Consider the following 17467-nt stretch of genomic DNA (forward strand, 5'->3'; position numbering starts at 1 on the left):
TCCTCACGGCTGCTCCCAGGACCGGAACGCCCTCAGGTGGTCCGGTGCGACCACGGCCTCCAGGCGCTCGTCGTCCTGGTCACCGCCGCCGAGCGCGGCCACCAGTCGCCGTGCCGGTACGTTGCGCTCCGTGCGCTCCGCCGTCAGCCGGACTTTCGTGCAGCCCAGTTCCTCGGCACGGTCGGCCAGCCACTGCAACAGGCGTTCCTCGACCCCTCGGCCGAGCGCCCGGCAGCTCATCAGCCAGCCCATGACCTCGAGTTGGCCGCGGTCCGCGCACAGGGCGAGGAGGGCGATCTGCCCGTAGTCACCGAACCGGTCCCGGGCCGCCGCCGTCCACACCTCGCCCCGCTCCCGCCACCGGGCGACGTCGCCGCCGTCGGCCGACCGGGAGTGGAGCGCGAACTGGTTGGTGCGGCGGACGAGTTGCTCGGCCCGCCGTACGTCGGCCTCGGACAGCGCCCGGACGTCGACCTCCAGCTCCAGCTGCGCGAGGAACTCCTCGAAGCCGGCCGCTTCGCGGACGGTCTCCCGCTCCCGCTCCTGCGCGTAGAACCCGGCCCGCAGCGCGTCCTCGGCGGTCGCCGCCGCCGGGACCAGCGGCCACAACCGGCCCAGGAACTCCTCCAGTTCGTCCGCGGCCGGGCAGGTCACCGACAGCATCTGCGGCAGCGCGGAGCGCGCCTTGGCGATCTCGGCGGGGTTGTCGTCCAGGAACAGGAAGCTGTCCAGGCCGAGGCCGAGCGTGCGTGCGGCCTCGGCCAGGCGGCCCGGCTTCGGCTCCCAGGCGGCCGACAGCACGCTGAAGTGCTCCGCCCTCAGCAGGCTGTCCGGGCGCTCCAGGACGGCGCGGACCGTGACCTCGTCGTTGTTGCTGACGAGCGCCAGCAGCGCGCCCGTCTCGCGCCACTGCAGCAGCCTGCGCGCGAGCAGGGCACGCGGGCCGGACAGGTCGACGGCCTCGGGGCCGATCTCGCCGGCGACCCCGCCCCACAGGGTCTCGTCGCCGTCCACCGCGATCACCTTGGGCGCGGGGCGCAGCACCGCCCGTACGACCTCGCCGAGCCGTAGCGCCACGGCCGCCTGGAAGGGCGGTGTGAAGGGCAGGTGGGCCAGCCGCTCGGTCCGCTCGTCGAAGCGCTCCCCGCCCGGGTGGTGCCGGGTCCAGTCGTCGGGGCCGAGCACCGCGATGCCGGGCAGCCCGGCCAGGTCGGCGGCGACCTCGCGCTCCCACCGCGTCAGTCGGTCCTCCTGACGGGCGGCGGGCAGGAAGCCGACGATCAGCGGCTTGCGGGTGCGTGCCGACAGGGCCTTCAGCGCGGTCGGGTAGGCGGTGCGCAGCTCGGCGAGCAGCGCGTCGTCGACCGGGCCGAAGCGCTCCAGGTCCACCGCCCGCAGCAGCACCGCACCCACCGCGGTCGCGGGGTCGGCGAAGACGCCCGAGGGGTCCTGGAGACTCGCGAGGACGTGGTGGTACGGCGCCTCGGTGATCGCCGGTCCGCCGGCCCCGGCCCCGTTCTCGACAGCTGCCTCGCACATCAGCGGGAGGTTGCCGAGGGCGAAGGTGGCGGCGAGGGCCAGGGACCGGCGAGGTGCGGGCGCCGTACCCGCGGGAGCCGAGGTGCCGGCCCGCGCCGGTGCCGCAGGGTCCTCAGCGGCCTCCCCCAGCAACCGCAGGAACTCCTCCCCCAGCTCGGCGGTGGCCGCGGCGTCCAGGATGTCCACGTTGTGGTCGAGCCGGACGCGTGCCGCGTTCGGGGTCATGGTGATCATCAGGTCGAGGTCGGAGTAGCCGGTGCCGGCCGGCAGCACCTCCAGCCGGGTGAGGTGGCGCGAGGACTGTACGTAGTTGAAGTAGACCTCGACGAGCGGCGCGTTCTCCCGGTGCAGGCCCTGCCGGGCCAGGGTGGCCAGGACGTCGGTGAACATGGCGCCCTTGGCCAGGAGGCGCTGCAGGCGCGCGTCGGTGCGGCGCAGCACCTCGGCCACCTGTTCGCCCGCGCGGGCCTCGGCCGGGAACGGCACCGGCACGCCGAAGAAGCCCACCGCGTCGTACGCGTCGGCGTGGATGCGGGTGTCCACGGGCACGGCGAGCACGAACCGCTCCCGTTCCCGCTTCCTGGCCAGCAGCACCGTCAGGGTGCCGAGGCAGAAGGCGGCGGGAGTGACGGCCAGCCTGCTCGCGGCCGCCGCGACCCGTTCCATCAGCCCGTCGGGAATCGTCGCGGTCACGCTGCCGGCCCGGTAGGACCGGGTCGCCGGGGTCGAGCGGTCCAGCTCCAGGTCGAGCCGCTCGCTGCCGTGGAAGTGCTCGCGCCACTCGGCGCCCGCCCCCTCGCCGCCCTGCTGGGCCTCGATGAGCAGGGCGATGTCGCGGTTGGTGACAGCGGCGTCGAGGGGGGTGCCGGACAGTTCCGCGTCGATCTCCCCGGCCACGAGCAGCAGCGACTGCAGGTCGCTGACCGCGTGGTGCGCGCCGAACACCAGGATCTGGCCGTGTGTGCCGCCGTCCACCAGCTCGAACCGCCACAGCGGTGTCGTCGCCAGGTCGAACGGCGGCTCCATCAGGGCGCGCAGGCGCTCGGCGCCGTCGAGTGGGCCTTCGACGGCCGTGCAGCGCAGCACCGGCTCCGCCGGCTCCCGGTCCACGCGCAGCTGCCGGACGCCGTCCTCCCCGGTGATGATCGCGGTGCGCAGGGCCGCGTGTCGCGCGACGAGCCGCGTGAGGATGCCGGTGAGCGTCTCCGGTGTGGTCGGCGCGATCAGCCGTACGGCGAGGCCGATGCCGTGCGCCGCGTCCGGCATGCCCGGCCGGGCGCTGCGCAGCAGTCGTACGACGTCGCGCGTCGCGGGCCGCAGTTCGGTCTCCGGGACCTCCCGGGCGGGGTCGCCGGAGTCCTGCCGCGCCACGGCGCCCCGCTCCGGAAGGCCCTCGGCCAGAGCCCGGGCGAGGCCGCGGATGTCGGACGCCGCGAACACGTCCGCGGCCGACGGGTCCACGCCCAGTTCGCGGACGAAGGCGTTGCGCAACCGCACCAGCATCAGGGAGTCCAGGCCCAGTTCCTTCAGGGCCGTGCTCGCCGACGCGTCGACCGCTCCTCCGGAGACCTCGCCGACCCGGGCCCGGACGTACGCCTCCAGCCAGGTGGCCCGGTCCTGGTCGGTCGTCGCCGCGAACACCTTCGTGACGAGGTCGTCCGAGGCGGCCGTGCCCGCCGGGACGGTGACCAGGTCGCCCAGGATCGGGCGGGTGCGCACGGCGTCGGGGACGAGCGTCAGCACCTCCCGGTCCAGGGCGATCGGCGCGAGCTGGCGGCGGGCGGTGGCCAGGACCCGCTCGAACAGCTCGCCGCCCTCCTGCGGCGAGAACGCGACCAGGCCCGAGCGGCTGGTCTCGGCGGCCCGGACGCCGGACTCGCCGACCATGCCGACACCGGCCCAGGCACCCCAGTCCAGGCTCAGCGCCCGGCGGTTCGCGTGGGAAAGGTGGTGTGCCCAGGCGTCGAGGAAGGCGTTCGCCGCCGAGTACGGGCTCTGCCCGGCCGACCCGAGGAGTCCTGCCGCGGAGGCGAACAGGACCAGGTTCCGGGCCTCCGGGATCAGCTCGGTGAGGAGAGCGGTGCCCAGGACCTTCGGGGCGAGGACGCGCAGGACGCGTTCGTCGGTCAGGTTCGCCACCGTGGCGTCGTCGAGCACACCAGCGGTGTGCACGACCGTGGCGACCGGGCCGCAGGCGTGCCGTACGGCGTCCAGGGCGGCCGTGAGACTCTCCCGGTCGGCGACGTCGGCGCGGGCCAGGTGCACGGTGACGCCTCGCTCTTCCAGACCCGTGATCCAGTTGCCGGCCTCCGCGTCGGGTGTGCCCCGGCTCAGGAGAGCCAGTCGGCGGGCGCCGCGGCGGACCAGCCGCTCGGCGACGACGCGGCCGAGGCCGCCCAGACCGCCGGTGATCAGGTGCACACCGTCCACTGAGGTCTCGCCTTGGTGGCCGTCGTCCGGGCGGGTGTGGGCCAGGCGCGGTACCAGGCGGCCGGTGCCGCGCAGCGCGACGAGCCGTTCGTCGTCGGCGTGCCTGAGCTGGGTCCACAGGGCGTCGACGCCGTCGGTGGGCGGCAGGTCGATCAGCGTGGTCGACAGCTCCGGGTACTCCTGCGCCACCGTGAGCCCGAAGCCCCAGGCGAGCGCCTGCTGCGGGTTGGTCACCCCGGTGCTGTCGCCGGCTGCCTGACTGCCGCGTACGACCACGAACAGGCGCGGAGCCCGGCCCTGCGGACGGCCGACGAGGGCGCGCACCAGGTGCAGGGTGCTCAGGCAGCACAGTCGCGCCGCCTGCTCGGCCGATCCGGCGTCGGCGATCGCCGGGGCGTCGAGGGCGGTCAGCTGCACCACCTGCTCGGGCGGTCCGCCCGCGAAGGCCTCCTCCAGCAGCCGGGCCAGGTGGCCGGGGTCGGCCGGATCGAGGACGTAGCGTCCCGGTCCCTCGATGGCGAAGGCGGTGCCCCGGCGGGCGACGACGTGCGGCACCGAGGAGCCGAACCGCTCGCCGAGCGCATCCGCCACCCCGGTGTCGTCGGCCAGGATCAGCCAGCTTCCCTTCACCGGCGGTTCCTGCGCCACCGGGCGCGGGTGCCAGCGGGTCTCGAAGAGGGCGCCGTCCGGCGGCGAGAGCGCGGCCAGCCGGAACTCCTCGATCTCCAGGACGAGTTGTTCGTCCTCGTCCCAGATCCTGATGTCCAGGGTGGCGGTGTCGCCGGACACGGAACGCAGTGCGCAGCCGGCCCAGGCAGGCGTGGTGCGCCGGCCGGTGAACCGCAGCCGCCCCGCCCCGGCGGGCACGAACGCCCGGCCCTCGGGCGCGTCCTGAGGCAGGGCGGCCGTGTGGAAGGCGGAGTCGAGGACCGCGGGATGCAGCAGATGACCCGCGGGGGGCCTGGCGGCCAGCCTGCCCAGGGCCGCCGAGTGGCCGCGGCGGCCCTGCTCCAGGCCCCGGAAGGCGGGGCCGTGGTCGATGCCGAGGGCGCTCAGCCCGGCGTACACCGCCGGCAGGTCCGCCTCCTGCGTGCACTGCTCACGCACGGTGCTGAGCCGCAAGTCGTCGAGCCGTGCGTCGGGCGGGGGCTGCTCGCCGGTCACCGCGACGCGTCCGCCGACGTGCCGCACCCACCGCGGGCTCCGCTCGCCGGCGCCCGCGGAGGCGACGGTGAAGGACCGGAAGCCGTCCCGGGCGGGCCGCAGCACCAGCTGCACCCGTACGGGCCGTTCGGGATCCATCCGCAACGGCTGCACGAACTCGATCTCGCTCAGCTGGACTTGGCGCCCGTCCTGCACCGCGGAGGCCGCCTCCAGCACCATGTCGAGGAAGACGGCGCCGGGCAGCCAGACCTCGCCGTCCACCCGGTGGTCACTCAGATAGGCGAAGCGGCTGTCCCGCAGGTCGATGTCGCTCTGGAACAGGTGCCGGTCGGGCTCGTCACTGGACTCGAGGTGGGTGCCGAGGAGCGGTGAGGAGCCCGTGGTCGTGGCCGGGGCGGGCGTGAGCCAGTGGCGTTCGCGGGCGAAGGCGTACGTCGGCAGACCGACGCGACGGCCTTGCGGGAACAGCGCGGGCCAGTCGGGCGTGTGGCCCGCGACGTACAGCTCGCCGGCCCCGCGCAGCAGCATGCCGGGTCCGTCCTGCTGACGGCGCAGCGAGCCGACGCCGGCCACGTCGATGCCGGCTTCGGCCGCAACCGCCTCGATGGACGACAGCAGCGACGGGTGCGGGCTGAGCTCGACGAAGTAGCGGTAGCCGTCGTCCAGCATCCGTCGGACGGTGTCGGCGAACCGGACGGGCTGCCTGAGGTTGGCGTACCAGTACCCGGCGTCCAGCCGGTCGCCGGAGACGGGTTCGGCCAGCACCGTCGAGTACAGCGGGGTCGACGCCCGCGCCCCCCGGATGCCGGAGAAGCGGTCGAGCAGCTCCTCGCACAGGGGCTCCATCAGCGGGGTGTGCGAGGCAAACGGCGTCGACAGCCGTCGTACGGCGATCCCACGCTCCTCGAGCCCGCGGCGCAGCTCGGCCAGCGCGTCGGCGGCGCCGGAGACGGCCGTGGAGCCCGCGCTGTTGACCGCGGCGACGAACAGCCGGCCCGCGTAGGGGGCGAGCAGTTCCTCGACCCGCGCCCGCGGCAGTTCCACCGCGACCATGCCACCCTGCCCGACCAGCGGGACGACGGCCTCGGCCCGACCGGTCACCACAGCCACGGCGTCGTCCAGGCCGAGGGCGCCCGCGCTGTACGCGGCGGCGATCTCGCCCAGGCTGTGCCCGACCACGGCGTCCGGGACCACGCCGAGGGCCCGCCACGCGACGGCCAGCGCCGCGTCGACCGCGAACAGCACCGGTTGCAGGCACTCGGTCCGATGCAGCGGGGAGAACTCCTCCGGTGCCCGCAGCGCGTTGAGCACCGACCAGCCGACGTGCCGCCGCACCGCCTCGTCGATCCGGGTCAGCTCCTCGCGGAACGCCGCCGACCCGGCCAGCAACTCCATGCCCATGCCGGGCCATTGGCCGCCGTGCCCGGCGAAGACGAAGGCCACCCTGCCCGTCTCCTCCTCCCGCGGCGTGACCGGTTGCGCCCGTCCGCCGCTCAACGCGTCGAGTGCGGCGCGCAGTTCGTCCACGTCGCCCGCCGTGACGGCCGCCCGCCAGGGGAAGTGGCTGCGGTGCCGGGCCAGGGTGTAGGCGACGTCCGGCAGCGGCGTGTCCCCGGTCAGGTGCCGGGCCAGCCGGGCGGCCTGTCCGCGCAGCGCGGCCTCGCTCCGCCCGGACAGGGTGAACAGCCGCTTGCCGGGCGGCGGTTCACCCGCGAGACCGGGCTCCGGCGCGGACGACGGGGCCTCCTCCACGATCACATGGCTGTTGGTCCCGCTGATCCCGAAGGCGCTGACGCCGGCCCGCCGGACGCGCGCCTTCTCCGCCGGCCACGGCACGGCTTCCTGCAGCAGCCGCAGGCCGCTGTCGGACCACTCGACGTGCCGGCTCGGTGTGCCGGCGTGCAGGGTGGCCGGCAGTATCCCGTAGCGCAGCGACTGCACCACCTTGATCAGCCCTGCGATGCCCGAGGCGGCCTGCGTGTGCCCGAGGTTGGACTTGAGCGAGCCCAGGTACAGCGGGCGGTGCCGGGGGCGGGAGGCACCGAAGACCTGCGCCAGGGCGTTCGCCTCGATCGGGTCGCCCAGCGTGGTGCCCGTGCCGTGCGCCTCCACGTAGTCGATGTCGGCGGGTTCGAGGCCGGACAGCTCAAGGGCCCGCCGGATCACCTGTTCCTGCGCCGGGCCGTTGGGCGCGGACAGGCCCTGGCTGCGACCGTCCTGGTTGACGGCCGTGCCGCGCAGCACCGCAAGCACCTCGTCGCCGTCCCGCCGCGCGTCGCTCAGCCGCTTCAGTACGAGCATGCCGGCGCCCTCCGCCCAGACGGCGCCGTCGGCGTCGTCGGAGAAGGAACGGCAGCGGCCGGTCGGGGACAGGCCCCGCAGCCGGCTGAACTCCACGAAGGTCTGCGGGGTCACCATGAGCGTCACACCGCCGGCCAGCGCCAGGTCGCAGTCGCCCGACCGCAGCGCCTGCGCCGCCAGGTGCACCGCGACGAGCGACGACGAGCACGCCGTGTCCACCGTCAGCGCCGGGCCGTGCAGCCCGAGCGCGTACGCCAGCCGGCCCGAGGCCACGCTGAGCGCCGACCCGGTGCCGACGTACCCGTCCAGCTGGTCCAGCCGCGAGCCCGAAAGGTAGTCGCTGCCGAACATGCCGACGTACACGCCGGCGGTGCTGCCCGCCAGTTCGGCGGGCACGATCCCGGCGCGCTCCAGCGCCTCCCACGCGGTCTCCAGCAACAGCCGCTGCTGCGGGTCCATCGCGGCCGCCTCCTTCGGGGTGATGCCGAAGAAGCCCGCGTCGAAGGACTCGATGTCGTCCAGGAAGCCGCCCTCCCGGGCGTACGACTTGCCCGGCGCCTCCGGGTCGGGGTCGTACAGCGACTCGACGTCCCAGCGCCCGGCCGGGAACGGGCCGACCGCGTCACGGCCCTCGGCGACCAGCTGCCACAGCTCCTCCGGGTCACCCGCGCCGCCCGGCAGGCGGCAGGCCATGGCCACCAGGGCGACCGGCTCGTCGTGCGCCGCGGTGCGGGGGTGCGGCGCGGCGGCGGGGCGGCGGGCCGTGGGGCCGCTCGTCGCGATCACGGTGGCCAGCAGGTGTTCGGCGAGGCGGGCGGGGGTGGGGTGGTCGAACAGCAGGGTGGCCGGGAGCCGGGAGCCGAGGCGGGCGCCGATGCGGTTACGGAGCTCCACCGCCGTCACCGAGTCCATGCCGAGGTCGCGCAGCGGCCGGTCGGCGCGGACGGACTCCGCCGAGCGCAGACCGAGGGCGCGGGAGGCCTCCTCGCGGACCAGGGCCAGGACGCGGTCGGCGCGCTCGGCCTCCGGCAGCCGCGAAAGCCGGTCCGCCAGGCCGTCCGCGCCGTCCTGCCCGGTGCGGGGCGCGGGCAGCAGGGAGCGCCACAGCGCGGCCGCACCGGCCGTGGTCTCACGCAGGCGGGGCAGGTCGAGCGCCCAGGCGACCAGGTGCGGGGCGTCCCGGCGCAGCGCGAGTTCGACGAGGTCGCGGCCCTGTTCCGGGGGCAGGGCGCGGTGGCCGAGGCGGGCCATCCGCTCCAGGTCGGCGTGTTCGGCGGCGAGACCCTCGCCCGCCCAGGCGCCGAAGGAAATCGACACCGCGGGCAGCCCCGAGGCGCGCCGGTGGTGGGCGAGTTGGTCGAGGAAGGCGTTGGCGGCGGCGTAGTTGGCCTGGCCCGCGTTGCCGACGACACCGGCGGCGGAGGAGACCAGCAGGAACAGGTCGAGCTGCGCGTCCGCGGTGAGCCGGTGCAGGTGGGTGGCGCCGTCCACCTTGGGGCTGAGCACCCGCGTGAGGCGTTCGGGGGTCAGCTCGGCGACCACTCCGTCGTCCAGGACGCCGGCGCAGTGCACGACGCCGCGGAGTTCGCCGGCGACCGGATTGACGATGTCGGCCAAGGCCGCGGCATCGGCGACGTCGCAGGCCGCCACCTCGACCGCGGCGCCGAGCGCCGCCAGTTCCGCGACGACCTCCGCCGCGCGCGGGTCGTCGGCTCCGCGCCGGGACGTCAGCAGCAGGCGGGGCACGCCCCGTTCGGCGAGGAGCCGGGCGATGTGGCGTCCGACTGCGCCGAGGCCTCCGGTGATCAGTACGGTGCCGTCGACGGGTGTCCGTGCACGGTCCGTGTCGGCGGCGCGGGCGCGCACGAGCCGGGGCACGAGCAAGCTGCCCGCGCGTCCGGCGAGTTCGGGCTCGTCCCGGTGCGCGACGGCGGCGAGCAGGGCAGCCGCGGGATCGGTGTCCTCGAGGTCGAGCAGCGTCAGCCCGAGGTCCGGATGCTCGGCACGGGCGCTGCGGGCCAGGCCCCACAGCGCCGACTGGGCGAGGCCCGGCACGGTGTCCCGGTCGTCGGCCGCGACCGCGCCGCGGGTCACCCAGACGGTCCGGGTGGGTGCCTTCTCCTGTGCGGCGAGTGTCTGCAGTTCGGCCAGCGCGGCTTCCGTCACCTGCCGTGCGGCGGCGGCCGTCTCGGCGTCCTCGGCCGGTGGTGGCCAGAACCGTACGAGCACGTCGCCACCCGTGTCACGACATGGGATCCCCGCGGCCTGGAGGCCGCGCAGGGCCGCGACGACGTCCGGGTCGGACGGATCGCCGACGACCGTCCAGTCACCGGCCGGTTGCCGGACGCTCGGTTCGGGCGCGGCCGTCCAGGCCACCTCGTACAGGTGCCGCCCGTTGCCCGAACCGCCGACGAGATCCGCCGGGCTCGCGGCCCGCAGCCGTACCCCCTCCAGCCGGCCCACGGGGAAGCCGTCGGCGTCCCACAGCGTCACGTCCAGCGTGAGATCCGTTTCGGTGACGCCGGTGCGCCGCACGAGCACGGTGAGGTCGTCGGCGCCGCGGTGCGACAGCGCTGCGCGGCCCACCGCGACCGGAAGGAGCACCCGGCCATCGGGGGCGGCGCCTCCTTCGAGAGCCGCGGCCACGTGCAGCGCCGCATCCAGCAGCGCGGGGTGGACCGGGTAGGGGTCGGCCAGGTCGTGGGCCACGGACGGCAGCGACAGCCGGGCCAGCAGCTCGCCGGCGCCGGTCACCACCGCCTCCCGTACGCCCTGGAAGGCCGGACCGTAACCGAGGCCGAGCCCGGTCAGCCGCTCGTACGTGTCCGGGCTCCAGGCGGGCTCCGCCGCCTGAGGCCACACCGGCGGCCGCCCCGCCACCGGGGTCGTCCCGGCCGCCGAGGCGGTGGCGTGCTGGGTCCAGGTGGCCTCCTGGCCGCGCGGGCGGCTGTGCACGGTGAGCTCGGGTGCCGGGCCGGCGGTGACCACCTCGACGGACACCTCCACCGTGCCGGATGCGGGCAGCACGAGGGGTGCGAGCAACAGCAGGTCGGTCACGTCGGCCGGCTCGTCCGGGCGGGCCACGGCGAGGGCGGCCCGGCACAGCTCCAGCAGGGTCGTGCCGGACATCACGGTCCGGCCGAACACGGTGTGGTCGGACAGCCAGTCGGCGGTGGCCGGGGACCACTCGTTGCGGAAGGTCCAGCGGGTCTCGTCGGCCGACTGCAACTGGACGCCGAGCAACGGGTGCGCGGCACGGTCGAACAGGCCCGGACCACCCGAAGCGGACTCGGGTGCGATCCAGTGGCGCCGGGTGTCCCAGGCGTAGGTCGGCAGGTCCGCCCACGCGGTGTCGGCGACCATGCGCCGCAAGTCCAAGCGCTTTCCGTGGACGTGCAGTTCGGCGGCGGCGCGGTCCAGACAGGCGGGTCCGTCCTCGTCGCGGCGGAGGGAGCCGACGACGACCAGTTCGTGGCCCAGGTCCTCGCCGCTCGTGTGCATCGCGGTGAGCAGGGACGGATGCGGGCTGAGTTCGACGAAGTGGCGGTAGCCGTCCGCCGCCATGCGCTCCACCGCAGGCGCGAAGCGGACGGGCTCGCGCAGGTTGGTGTACCAGTAGTCGGCCTCCAGCTCCTCGGTGACCGGCTCACCGGTGACGGTGGAGTACCAGACGACCGACGTGGGGTACGTGGTCACGCCGTCGAGCTCGTCGAGGATCGTCGCGCGCACCTGCTCGACCCGGGCGCTGTGGGAGGCGTAGTCGACGTCGAGGCGACGGACGAAGACCTGTTCCCGGTCGAGGTCGGCGAGCAGGCCCTCCAGCGGCTCCACGTCACCGGCGATCACGGTCGCCCGGCCGCTGTTCACGGCGGCGACCGAGACCCGGCCACCGAGACCCTCGAGACGGGTGACGACCTCGGTGTGCGGCAGGCCGACGACGGCCATGGCGCCGGTGCCGGACAGCTCGGTCAGGGCCCGGCTGCGCAGGGCGACCACCGCGGCCGCGTCGTTGAGGCTGAGCGCGCCGGCGACGCAGGCCGCGGCCACTTCGCCCTGGCTGTGCCCGATCACGGCGTCCGGCCGGACGCCGCGGGCCCGCCACACCGCGGCCAGGGACACCATCACCGCGAAGAGCACCGGCTGGACGACATCCACACGGTCCAGGGACGGGGCTCCCGCCTCACCGCGCAGGGCCGCAGCCGCGGACCAGACGGTGAACGGTCGCAGGGCGGCGTCGCAGCGGTCGAGTTCGTCGGCGAACACGGGATCGCGTTCGAGCAGGTCACGGGCCATGCCGGCCCACTGGGCGCCCTGACCGGGGAAGACGAAGGCCACCTTGCCCGCGGGCAGCGTCCGCCTGGGGCCGGCGGTCAGGTCGGGATCGGGCCGGCCCTCCGCGAGGGCCCGCAGCGCGCTGAGCAGTTCGTCCCGGCCGGCCGCCCGGACGACGGCACGGTGCTCGAAGTGGGTGCGGTGGTGGGCCAGCGTCGCGGCCACGGCGGCCAGCGGCAGCTCCGGCCGCGCGACGAGTCGTGCGTGAAGTCGGCCGGCCTGGCTCTGGAGCGCGGGGAGCGTGCGGGCGGAGAGCGGGAAGAGGGTCGGGCCGCGCGACTCCGCCTCCGCCCCGGCCGGTGGGACGACGTCCTGTGGTGCTTCCTCCAGCACGACGTGCGCGTTGGTGCCGCTGATGCCGAACGCGCTCACCCCGGCCCGCCGCACGCGGGCGGCGTCGCGCGGCCACGCCCGGGCGCTGCCGTGCACGGCCAGGCCGCTGCCGGCCCAGTCGACGTGCTCCGTGAGGGGCTCGGCGTGCAGGGACGGTGGCATGAGCTCGTGCCCGAGCGCGAGCACCGTCTTGATCACGCCGCCGATGCCCGCGGCGGCCTGGGTGTGACCGATGTTGGACTTCAGCGAGCCGAGGCCGAGAGGCCGGTCGGCGGGGCGGCCCGGTCCGAACACGGCGGCCAGTGCGCGACCCTCGATGGGGTCGCCGAGCCGGGTGCCGGTGCCGTGCGCCTCGACGTGGTCCACGTCGTCCGGTGCGAGTCCGGCGGCGTCGAGGGCGGCGCGCAGCACCCGTTCCTGCGCCGGGCCGTTGGGGGCGCTCAGCCCCTGGCTGCGGCCGTCCTGGTTGACGGCCGAGCCCTTGACCACGGCGAGCACCCGGTCGCCGTCGCGGCGAGCGTCGGCCAGCCGCTTGAGCAGCACCACACCGCAGCCCTCCGCCCACACCACGCCGTCCGCGTCGGCCGAGAAGGGGCTGCACCGCCCGGACGGCGACAGCCCGCGCAGCCTGCTGAACTCCACGTGTCCCCGCGGGGTCACCAGCAGGCTCGCGCCGCCCGCCAGGGCGAGGTCGCACTCACCTGCCGCCAGCGCGCGGGCCGCCAGGTGCAGGGCGACGAGGGAGGAGGAGCAGGCGGTGTCGACGGTGACCGCCGGCCCCTGCAGACCGAGGGTGTAGGCGATGCGCCCGGAGGCCACGCTGGGTGCCGAGCCCGTGCCGACGTGCCCGTCGAGCTGGGCCAGCGAGGCGGCGGCGAGGTATCCGCTGTCGTACAGGCCGATGTAGACGCCCGTGAGGCTGCCGTGCAGCGTCGCGGGGACGATCCCGGCCCGCTCGATCGCCTCCCAGCTGGTCTGCAGCAGCAGCCGCTGCTGCGGGTCCATGGCGTCGGCCTCTCGTGGCGAGATCCCGAAGAAGGCGGCGTCGAAGCGGTCGATGCCGTCGAGGAAGCCGCCGCGCAGTGTGTACGCCTTGCCGGTGGCCTCGGGGTCGGGGTCGTAGAGGTTCTGGGTGTCCCAACGGCTCGCCGGTACCTCACAGATGGCGTCCTCGGCGGCGGCGAGCAGTCGCCACAGCCCTTCGGGATCGTCGGCGCCACCGGGGAAGCGGCAGGCCATGGAGACGATGGCGATGTCGCCGTCCGCCGCCCGCGGCGGAGCCCCGGCGGAGACCGGGCCGGCCGTCGGAGCGGGCGGCCCGCCGAGGACCGCCTCGGCCAGCGCGGCGATCGTGGGGTGGTCGAAGACGAGCGACGGCTCCAGTGGTCGGCCGGTCCGTGCGGAGAGTTCCGCGGCCAGCGTCACCAACCGGCGTGACCCCAGCCCGAATTCCGCGATCGGCCGGTCCGGGTCGACGGCTCGCGGGTCGAGCCCGGCGGCCTCGGCGACGGCCGACCCCAGCCAGGCCCGTACGTCCTCGGCAGTGGTGAGCGGCATGATGGTGGACTGCTTCCGGGGCTCGTTCGCAGGCATCTGGGCAGGTGTCCTCAGGCAGCGGTGACGCGGGCGGATTCCGCACGACCGCGTGCGGCAGCGGCGTACGGCTGAGATCGGGTGATGTACGGCCGAAGTCGACGGACGTGCGGCCGGCGCGGGCGGGCGCGCCGGCGGCTGGTGGGGTCATCCCGTGACGGGCACGTCCACCGAGGCGAGGGTGCCGTCGAGGTAGGCCGCCCGGGAGGCGTGGCGCTGGATCTTCCCGCTGGACGTCTTCGGGATGGTGCCGGGGCGGACCAGCACCACGTCCCTCACCGACAGGCCATGGGCCTGACCGATCGCGCTGCGCACCAGGTCGGTGATCTTCTCGGCCTCGCCGGCCGCCTCGGGCGCCACCTCGGCCACCACGACGACCTGTTCGCTCTCCACGCCGCCGGCGTCCACGGAGAACGCCGCGGTGCAGCCGGGCCGCAGTGCCGGGTGGGACAACTCCGCGGACAGCTCCAGGTCCTGCGGGTAGTGGTTACGCCCGTCGATGACGACGAGGTCCTTCAGGCGGCCGGTGACGAACAGTTCGCCGTCCCGCAGGAAGCCGAGGTCGCCCGTGCGCAGGAAGCGGCCCTCGCGGCCGGACAGGGTGGCGCGGAAGGTCTCGCGGGTGGCAAGGGTGTTGCGCCAGTAACCCTTGGCCACACTCGCGCCGGCGACCCGGATCTCGCCGACCTCGCCCTCGGGCAGTTCCTCCTGCCGGTCGGGGTCGGCGATCACCACGGTGATCCCGGCCCCGGGCCGGCCGCAGCCCACGGCGGCCGCGTCCGCCTCGCCGGCGTGCGGGCCGGTCTCGGCGGCCTCCAGCAGGGTGGGCGGGGCGTCCACCGCACCGCCGGTGACCATCAAGGTGGCCTCGGCCAGGCCGTAGCAGGGGTAGAACGCCTGATGGCGGAAGCCGGCCGCGCGGAAGGCCTGGCTGAATCGTCGCAGCGTGGCCGCGCGCACCGGTTCGGCGCCGTTGAAGGCGACCTTCCACGCGCTCAGGTCGAGGCTGTCGACCAGGTCGGCGGTGGCGTGCTTCAGACACAGCTCGTAGGCGAAGTTCGGGCCGCCGCTGGTGTGCGGCCGGTAGCGGCTGATCGCGGTCAGCCAGCGATCGGGGCTCTGCAGGAAGTGCAGCGGCGAGAAGAGCGTGGCCGTGGCGCCCAGGTACAGCGTGTTCAGCACCGGGCCCATGAGACCCATGTCGTGGTACACGGGGAGCCAGCTGAGGATCAATTCGCCGTCGTGCTCCGCGAGAACGTCCGGGGTGTGCCCCATCCGCTCGGTGATGATCCGCTCATTGTCCAGCAGGTTGCCGTGGGTGACCGCCACACCGCGCGGAGCGGAGGTGGAGCCGGAGGTGTACTGCAGGAAGGCCACCGAGTCGGCGGTGAGGTCCGGGGCGTGCCAGGAGCCGGCCGCGTCGTCGGGGATGTCCTCGGTGGCGACGCAGGTGACCGCGTCCAGGTCGGGCAGGTGCTCGGTCCAGGTGCGCGAGGCGCGGATGACTTCACGGCTTCCGAGGATCACCTTGGCGTCGGAGTCGGCCATCAGACGCTTCATCCGGATGAGAGCGCGGTGGTTCTGCGACCGTCCCTTCGGGGGCACCCCCGGCACGGCGACCACGCCGGCGGCGAGGCAGCCCAGAAAGGCGGAGACGAACTCCAGGCCGGGCGGATGGAGCAGGAGGGCACGCGAGCCGGCCAGGCCACGGTCCTGGAGCCAGGCGGCGACGGCCCGGGAGCGGCGGGCCAGCTGTCCGTACGAGATCTCCTGGGTGTCCCCGTCGCAGTCGCCGGTGAGGAGGTACCGGTAGGCGGTGCGGTCGGGCTGTTGCTGGGCGTGTACGGTCAGTAATTCGACCAGGGAACGAGCCATGCGTCGAGTTCCACCTGTCCGGGTCAGCGGGTGAGGGAACCGGAGCTCGACGGGCGCGTGATGCGCACGCGCAGAAGCTGTTGACCGGGCCCCCTTGCCAGGTCATCCGCCTCGCCACCAGCCCGGCGGCGAAATGGCCGCAGGTCTCCCCGCGCCCCCCACTCAACTTGCTACCAATGAGTAACACCATAACAAGTCCCGCCGGTCGACGGGTCGAACGCATGTAAACGCTGCGTGTCCAAAAGGAGTTGGCTGTCCGCCGGCTCCGCCGGGCCGGCTCGCCCGTCCACGCGCCCGGCGCCCTCCCGACGGTCGGAGCCGCTCACTGGCCGCCGGTCAGCCGCGACGGCGCGCCGACTCCTCGAGCCGTTCGACCAGTTCCGCCGCCATGGCCTTGATGGTTTCCAGCCCCGTACGCCCCCATGGGTGCGGGTCCTGGTCGACCACGCAGATCGTGCCGAGCACCACGCCGGTGCTGTCTATCAGCGGTGCGCCCAGGTAGGAGTGGACGCCGATCGCGTCGACCACGGGGTTACCGGCGAACCGCGGGAAGTCCCGGATGTCTTCCAGCACCAGCGCCCGGCGGCGCTTGACCACGTGCGGGCAGATACCCATGTCGATGTCGCGGGGCATGACGCGGCCGGGCACCGGGTCCTCCAGCAACGGCGGTCCCACGTGGACCGTGGTGTCCTGTGCGACGCTGTACAACCCCGCGAAGTACTGGCGGTCGGCGTCGAGGAAGAAGTTGACCCCGGCGTAGCAGCCACCGATACGGTGTGCCAGCTTCCGCGCGAAGGCGTCGAGTTCCGTATCCGGGCGGGCTTCGATGCCCAGCTCGCGCAGCCGCTCGGTTCGGGTACGCACCTGTGGGTCCTCCGGGGGGAGGAGCAGGTGTCGCAGGGCGATCCCGGACTCAGGCCCGGAGGAGTTGGTCGGTGTCGCTGCCATGGGAACTCCTTGTCGTGAGCAGATACTGAATCAGGTCGAGCAGCACGCGGATGCCCGCGCTCTGGACGCGGGCGTCGCACAGCACCACCGGCACCTCCTGCCTGAGGTCGAGAGCGGTCCGCACCTCCTCCGCGCGGTAGCGGTGGGCGCCGTCGAACTCGTTGACGGCGACGACGAAGGGGATGCCGCGCCGCTCGAAGAAGTCCACCGCCGCGAAGGAGTGCTCCAGCCTGCGGGTGTCGGCGAGGACCACCGCCCCGAGCGCTCCCTCGGAGAGCTCGTCCCACATGAACCAGAAGCGTTCCTGTCCCGGCGTGCCGAACAAGTACAGGACATGGGACGGACTGAGCGTGATCCGGCCGAAGTCCAGGGCCACCGTGGTGGTGGCCTTGTTCTCCACCCCGTCCAGCCGGTCCGTGGCCGCGCTGACCGCGGTCAGCAGCTCCTCGGTGCTCAGCGGCTCGATCTCGCTGAGCGCGTTGACGAAGGTCGTCTTTCCCACGCCGAACCCGCCGGCGACGAGCACCTTGATGCCCACCGGCAGGACATTGGCGGGCAGCGGATCACAGTCGTTTGAGGAGGCCATCGCGTACCGCTTCCAGGAGGTCTCGATCAGGTCGTGCGGAGTGGCCCGGGGCAGGCGGGGGCGCATCACCGGCGACCACCGCGCCGCCCTCGGCCAGATCGGACAGCAGCACCTTGACCACGGCGGCGGGCACCTGCATCCGGGCCGCGACCTCGGCTACGCTCACCGGCCGCTCGCACAGCGCCAGCACCTGCGCGTGGTCCAGGCCGAAGGCGCCCTGCGTCTGGGCGCCGGTGGCCCGCACCACGGTCACGAGCGTGAAGTGGGACGTGGCCCTGGTCCGGCCGTCGCTCACGGTGTAGGGACGGACCAGCCGCCCGACCGCTTCGTCGATCAGCGGTCCGTCGGGGAGGACCGGCGTCATCG

General features: G+C 74.4%; 5 protein-coding genes. All 5 read right to left on the reverse strand.

Annotated features, from left to right (window positions below; genetic code table 11):
* Positions 1–3: 3 nt before the first annotated feature.
* A complete protein-coding gene (locus tag BLW82_RS07075; protein WP_093498004.1) occupies positions 4–13692 on the reverse strand; it encodes a type I polyketide synthase in 13689 nt (4562 codons plus the stop codon).
* A 147-nt stretch (positions 13693–13839) separates the two neighbouring features.
* Entirely contained in the window at positions 13840–15567 is a 1728-nt protein-coding gene (locus BLW82_RS07080) for a fatty acyl-AMP ligase (protein WP_093498005.1), read from the reverse strand.
* A 336-nt stretch (positions 15568–15903) separates the two neighbouring features.
* Positions 15904–16515: a GAF domain-containing protein gene (locus tag BLW82_RS07085; RefSeq protein ID WP_093498006.1), complete on the reverse strand. Its 612-nt coding sequence runs from the start codon at positions 16513–16515 to the stop codon at positions 15904–15906.
* Entirely contained in the window at positions 16481–17101 is a 621-nt protein-coding gene (locus BLW82_RS07090) for a GTP-binding protein (RefSeq protein ID WP_093498007.1), read from the reverse strand. Before BLW82_RS07090 ends, BLW82_RS07085 begins: the two co-directional genes overlap by 35 nt.
* Entirely contained in the window at positions 17079–17465 is a 387-nt protein-coding gene (locus BLW82_RS07095; protein WP_093498008.1) for a DUF742 domain-containing protein, read from the reverse strand. The genes BLW82_RS07090 and BLW82_RS07095 overlap by 23 nt, the downstream gene beginning before the upstream one ends.
* Positions 17466–17467: the final 2 nt, after the last annotated feature.

This window comes from Streptomyces sp. Ag109_O5-10, assembly GCF_900105755.1.
Classification (GTDB): domain Bacteria; phylum Actinomycetota; class Actinomycetes; order Streptomycetales; family Streptomycetaceae; genus Streptomyces.

What these genes read in the sequence shown, in the direction of transcription:
- BLW82_RS07075 (WP_093498004.1), bottom strand. Translation starts at nt 13,692, where the DNA reads ATGCCTGCGAACGAGCCCCGGAAGCAGTCCACCATCATGCCGCTCACC.
- BLW82_RS07080 (WP_093498005.1), bottom strand. Translation starts at nt 15,567, where the DNA reads ATGGCTCGTTCCCTGGTCGAATTACTGACCGTACACGCCCAGCAACAG.
- BLW82_RS07085 (WP_093498006.1), bottom strand. Translation starts at nt 16,515, where the DNA reads ATGGCAGCGACACCGACCAACTCCTCCGGGCCTGAGTCCGGGATCGCC.
- BLW82_RS07090 (WP_093498007.1), bottom strand. Translation starts at nt 17,101, where the DNA reads ATGGCCTCCTCAAACGACTGTGATCCGCTGCCCGCCAATGTCCTGCCG.
- BLW82_RS07095 (WP_093498008.1), bottom strand. Translation starts at nt 17,465, where the DNA reads ATGACGCCGGTCCTCCCCGACGGACCGCTGATCGACGAAGCGGTCGGG.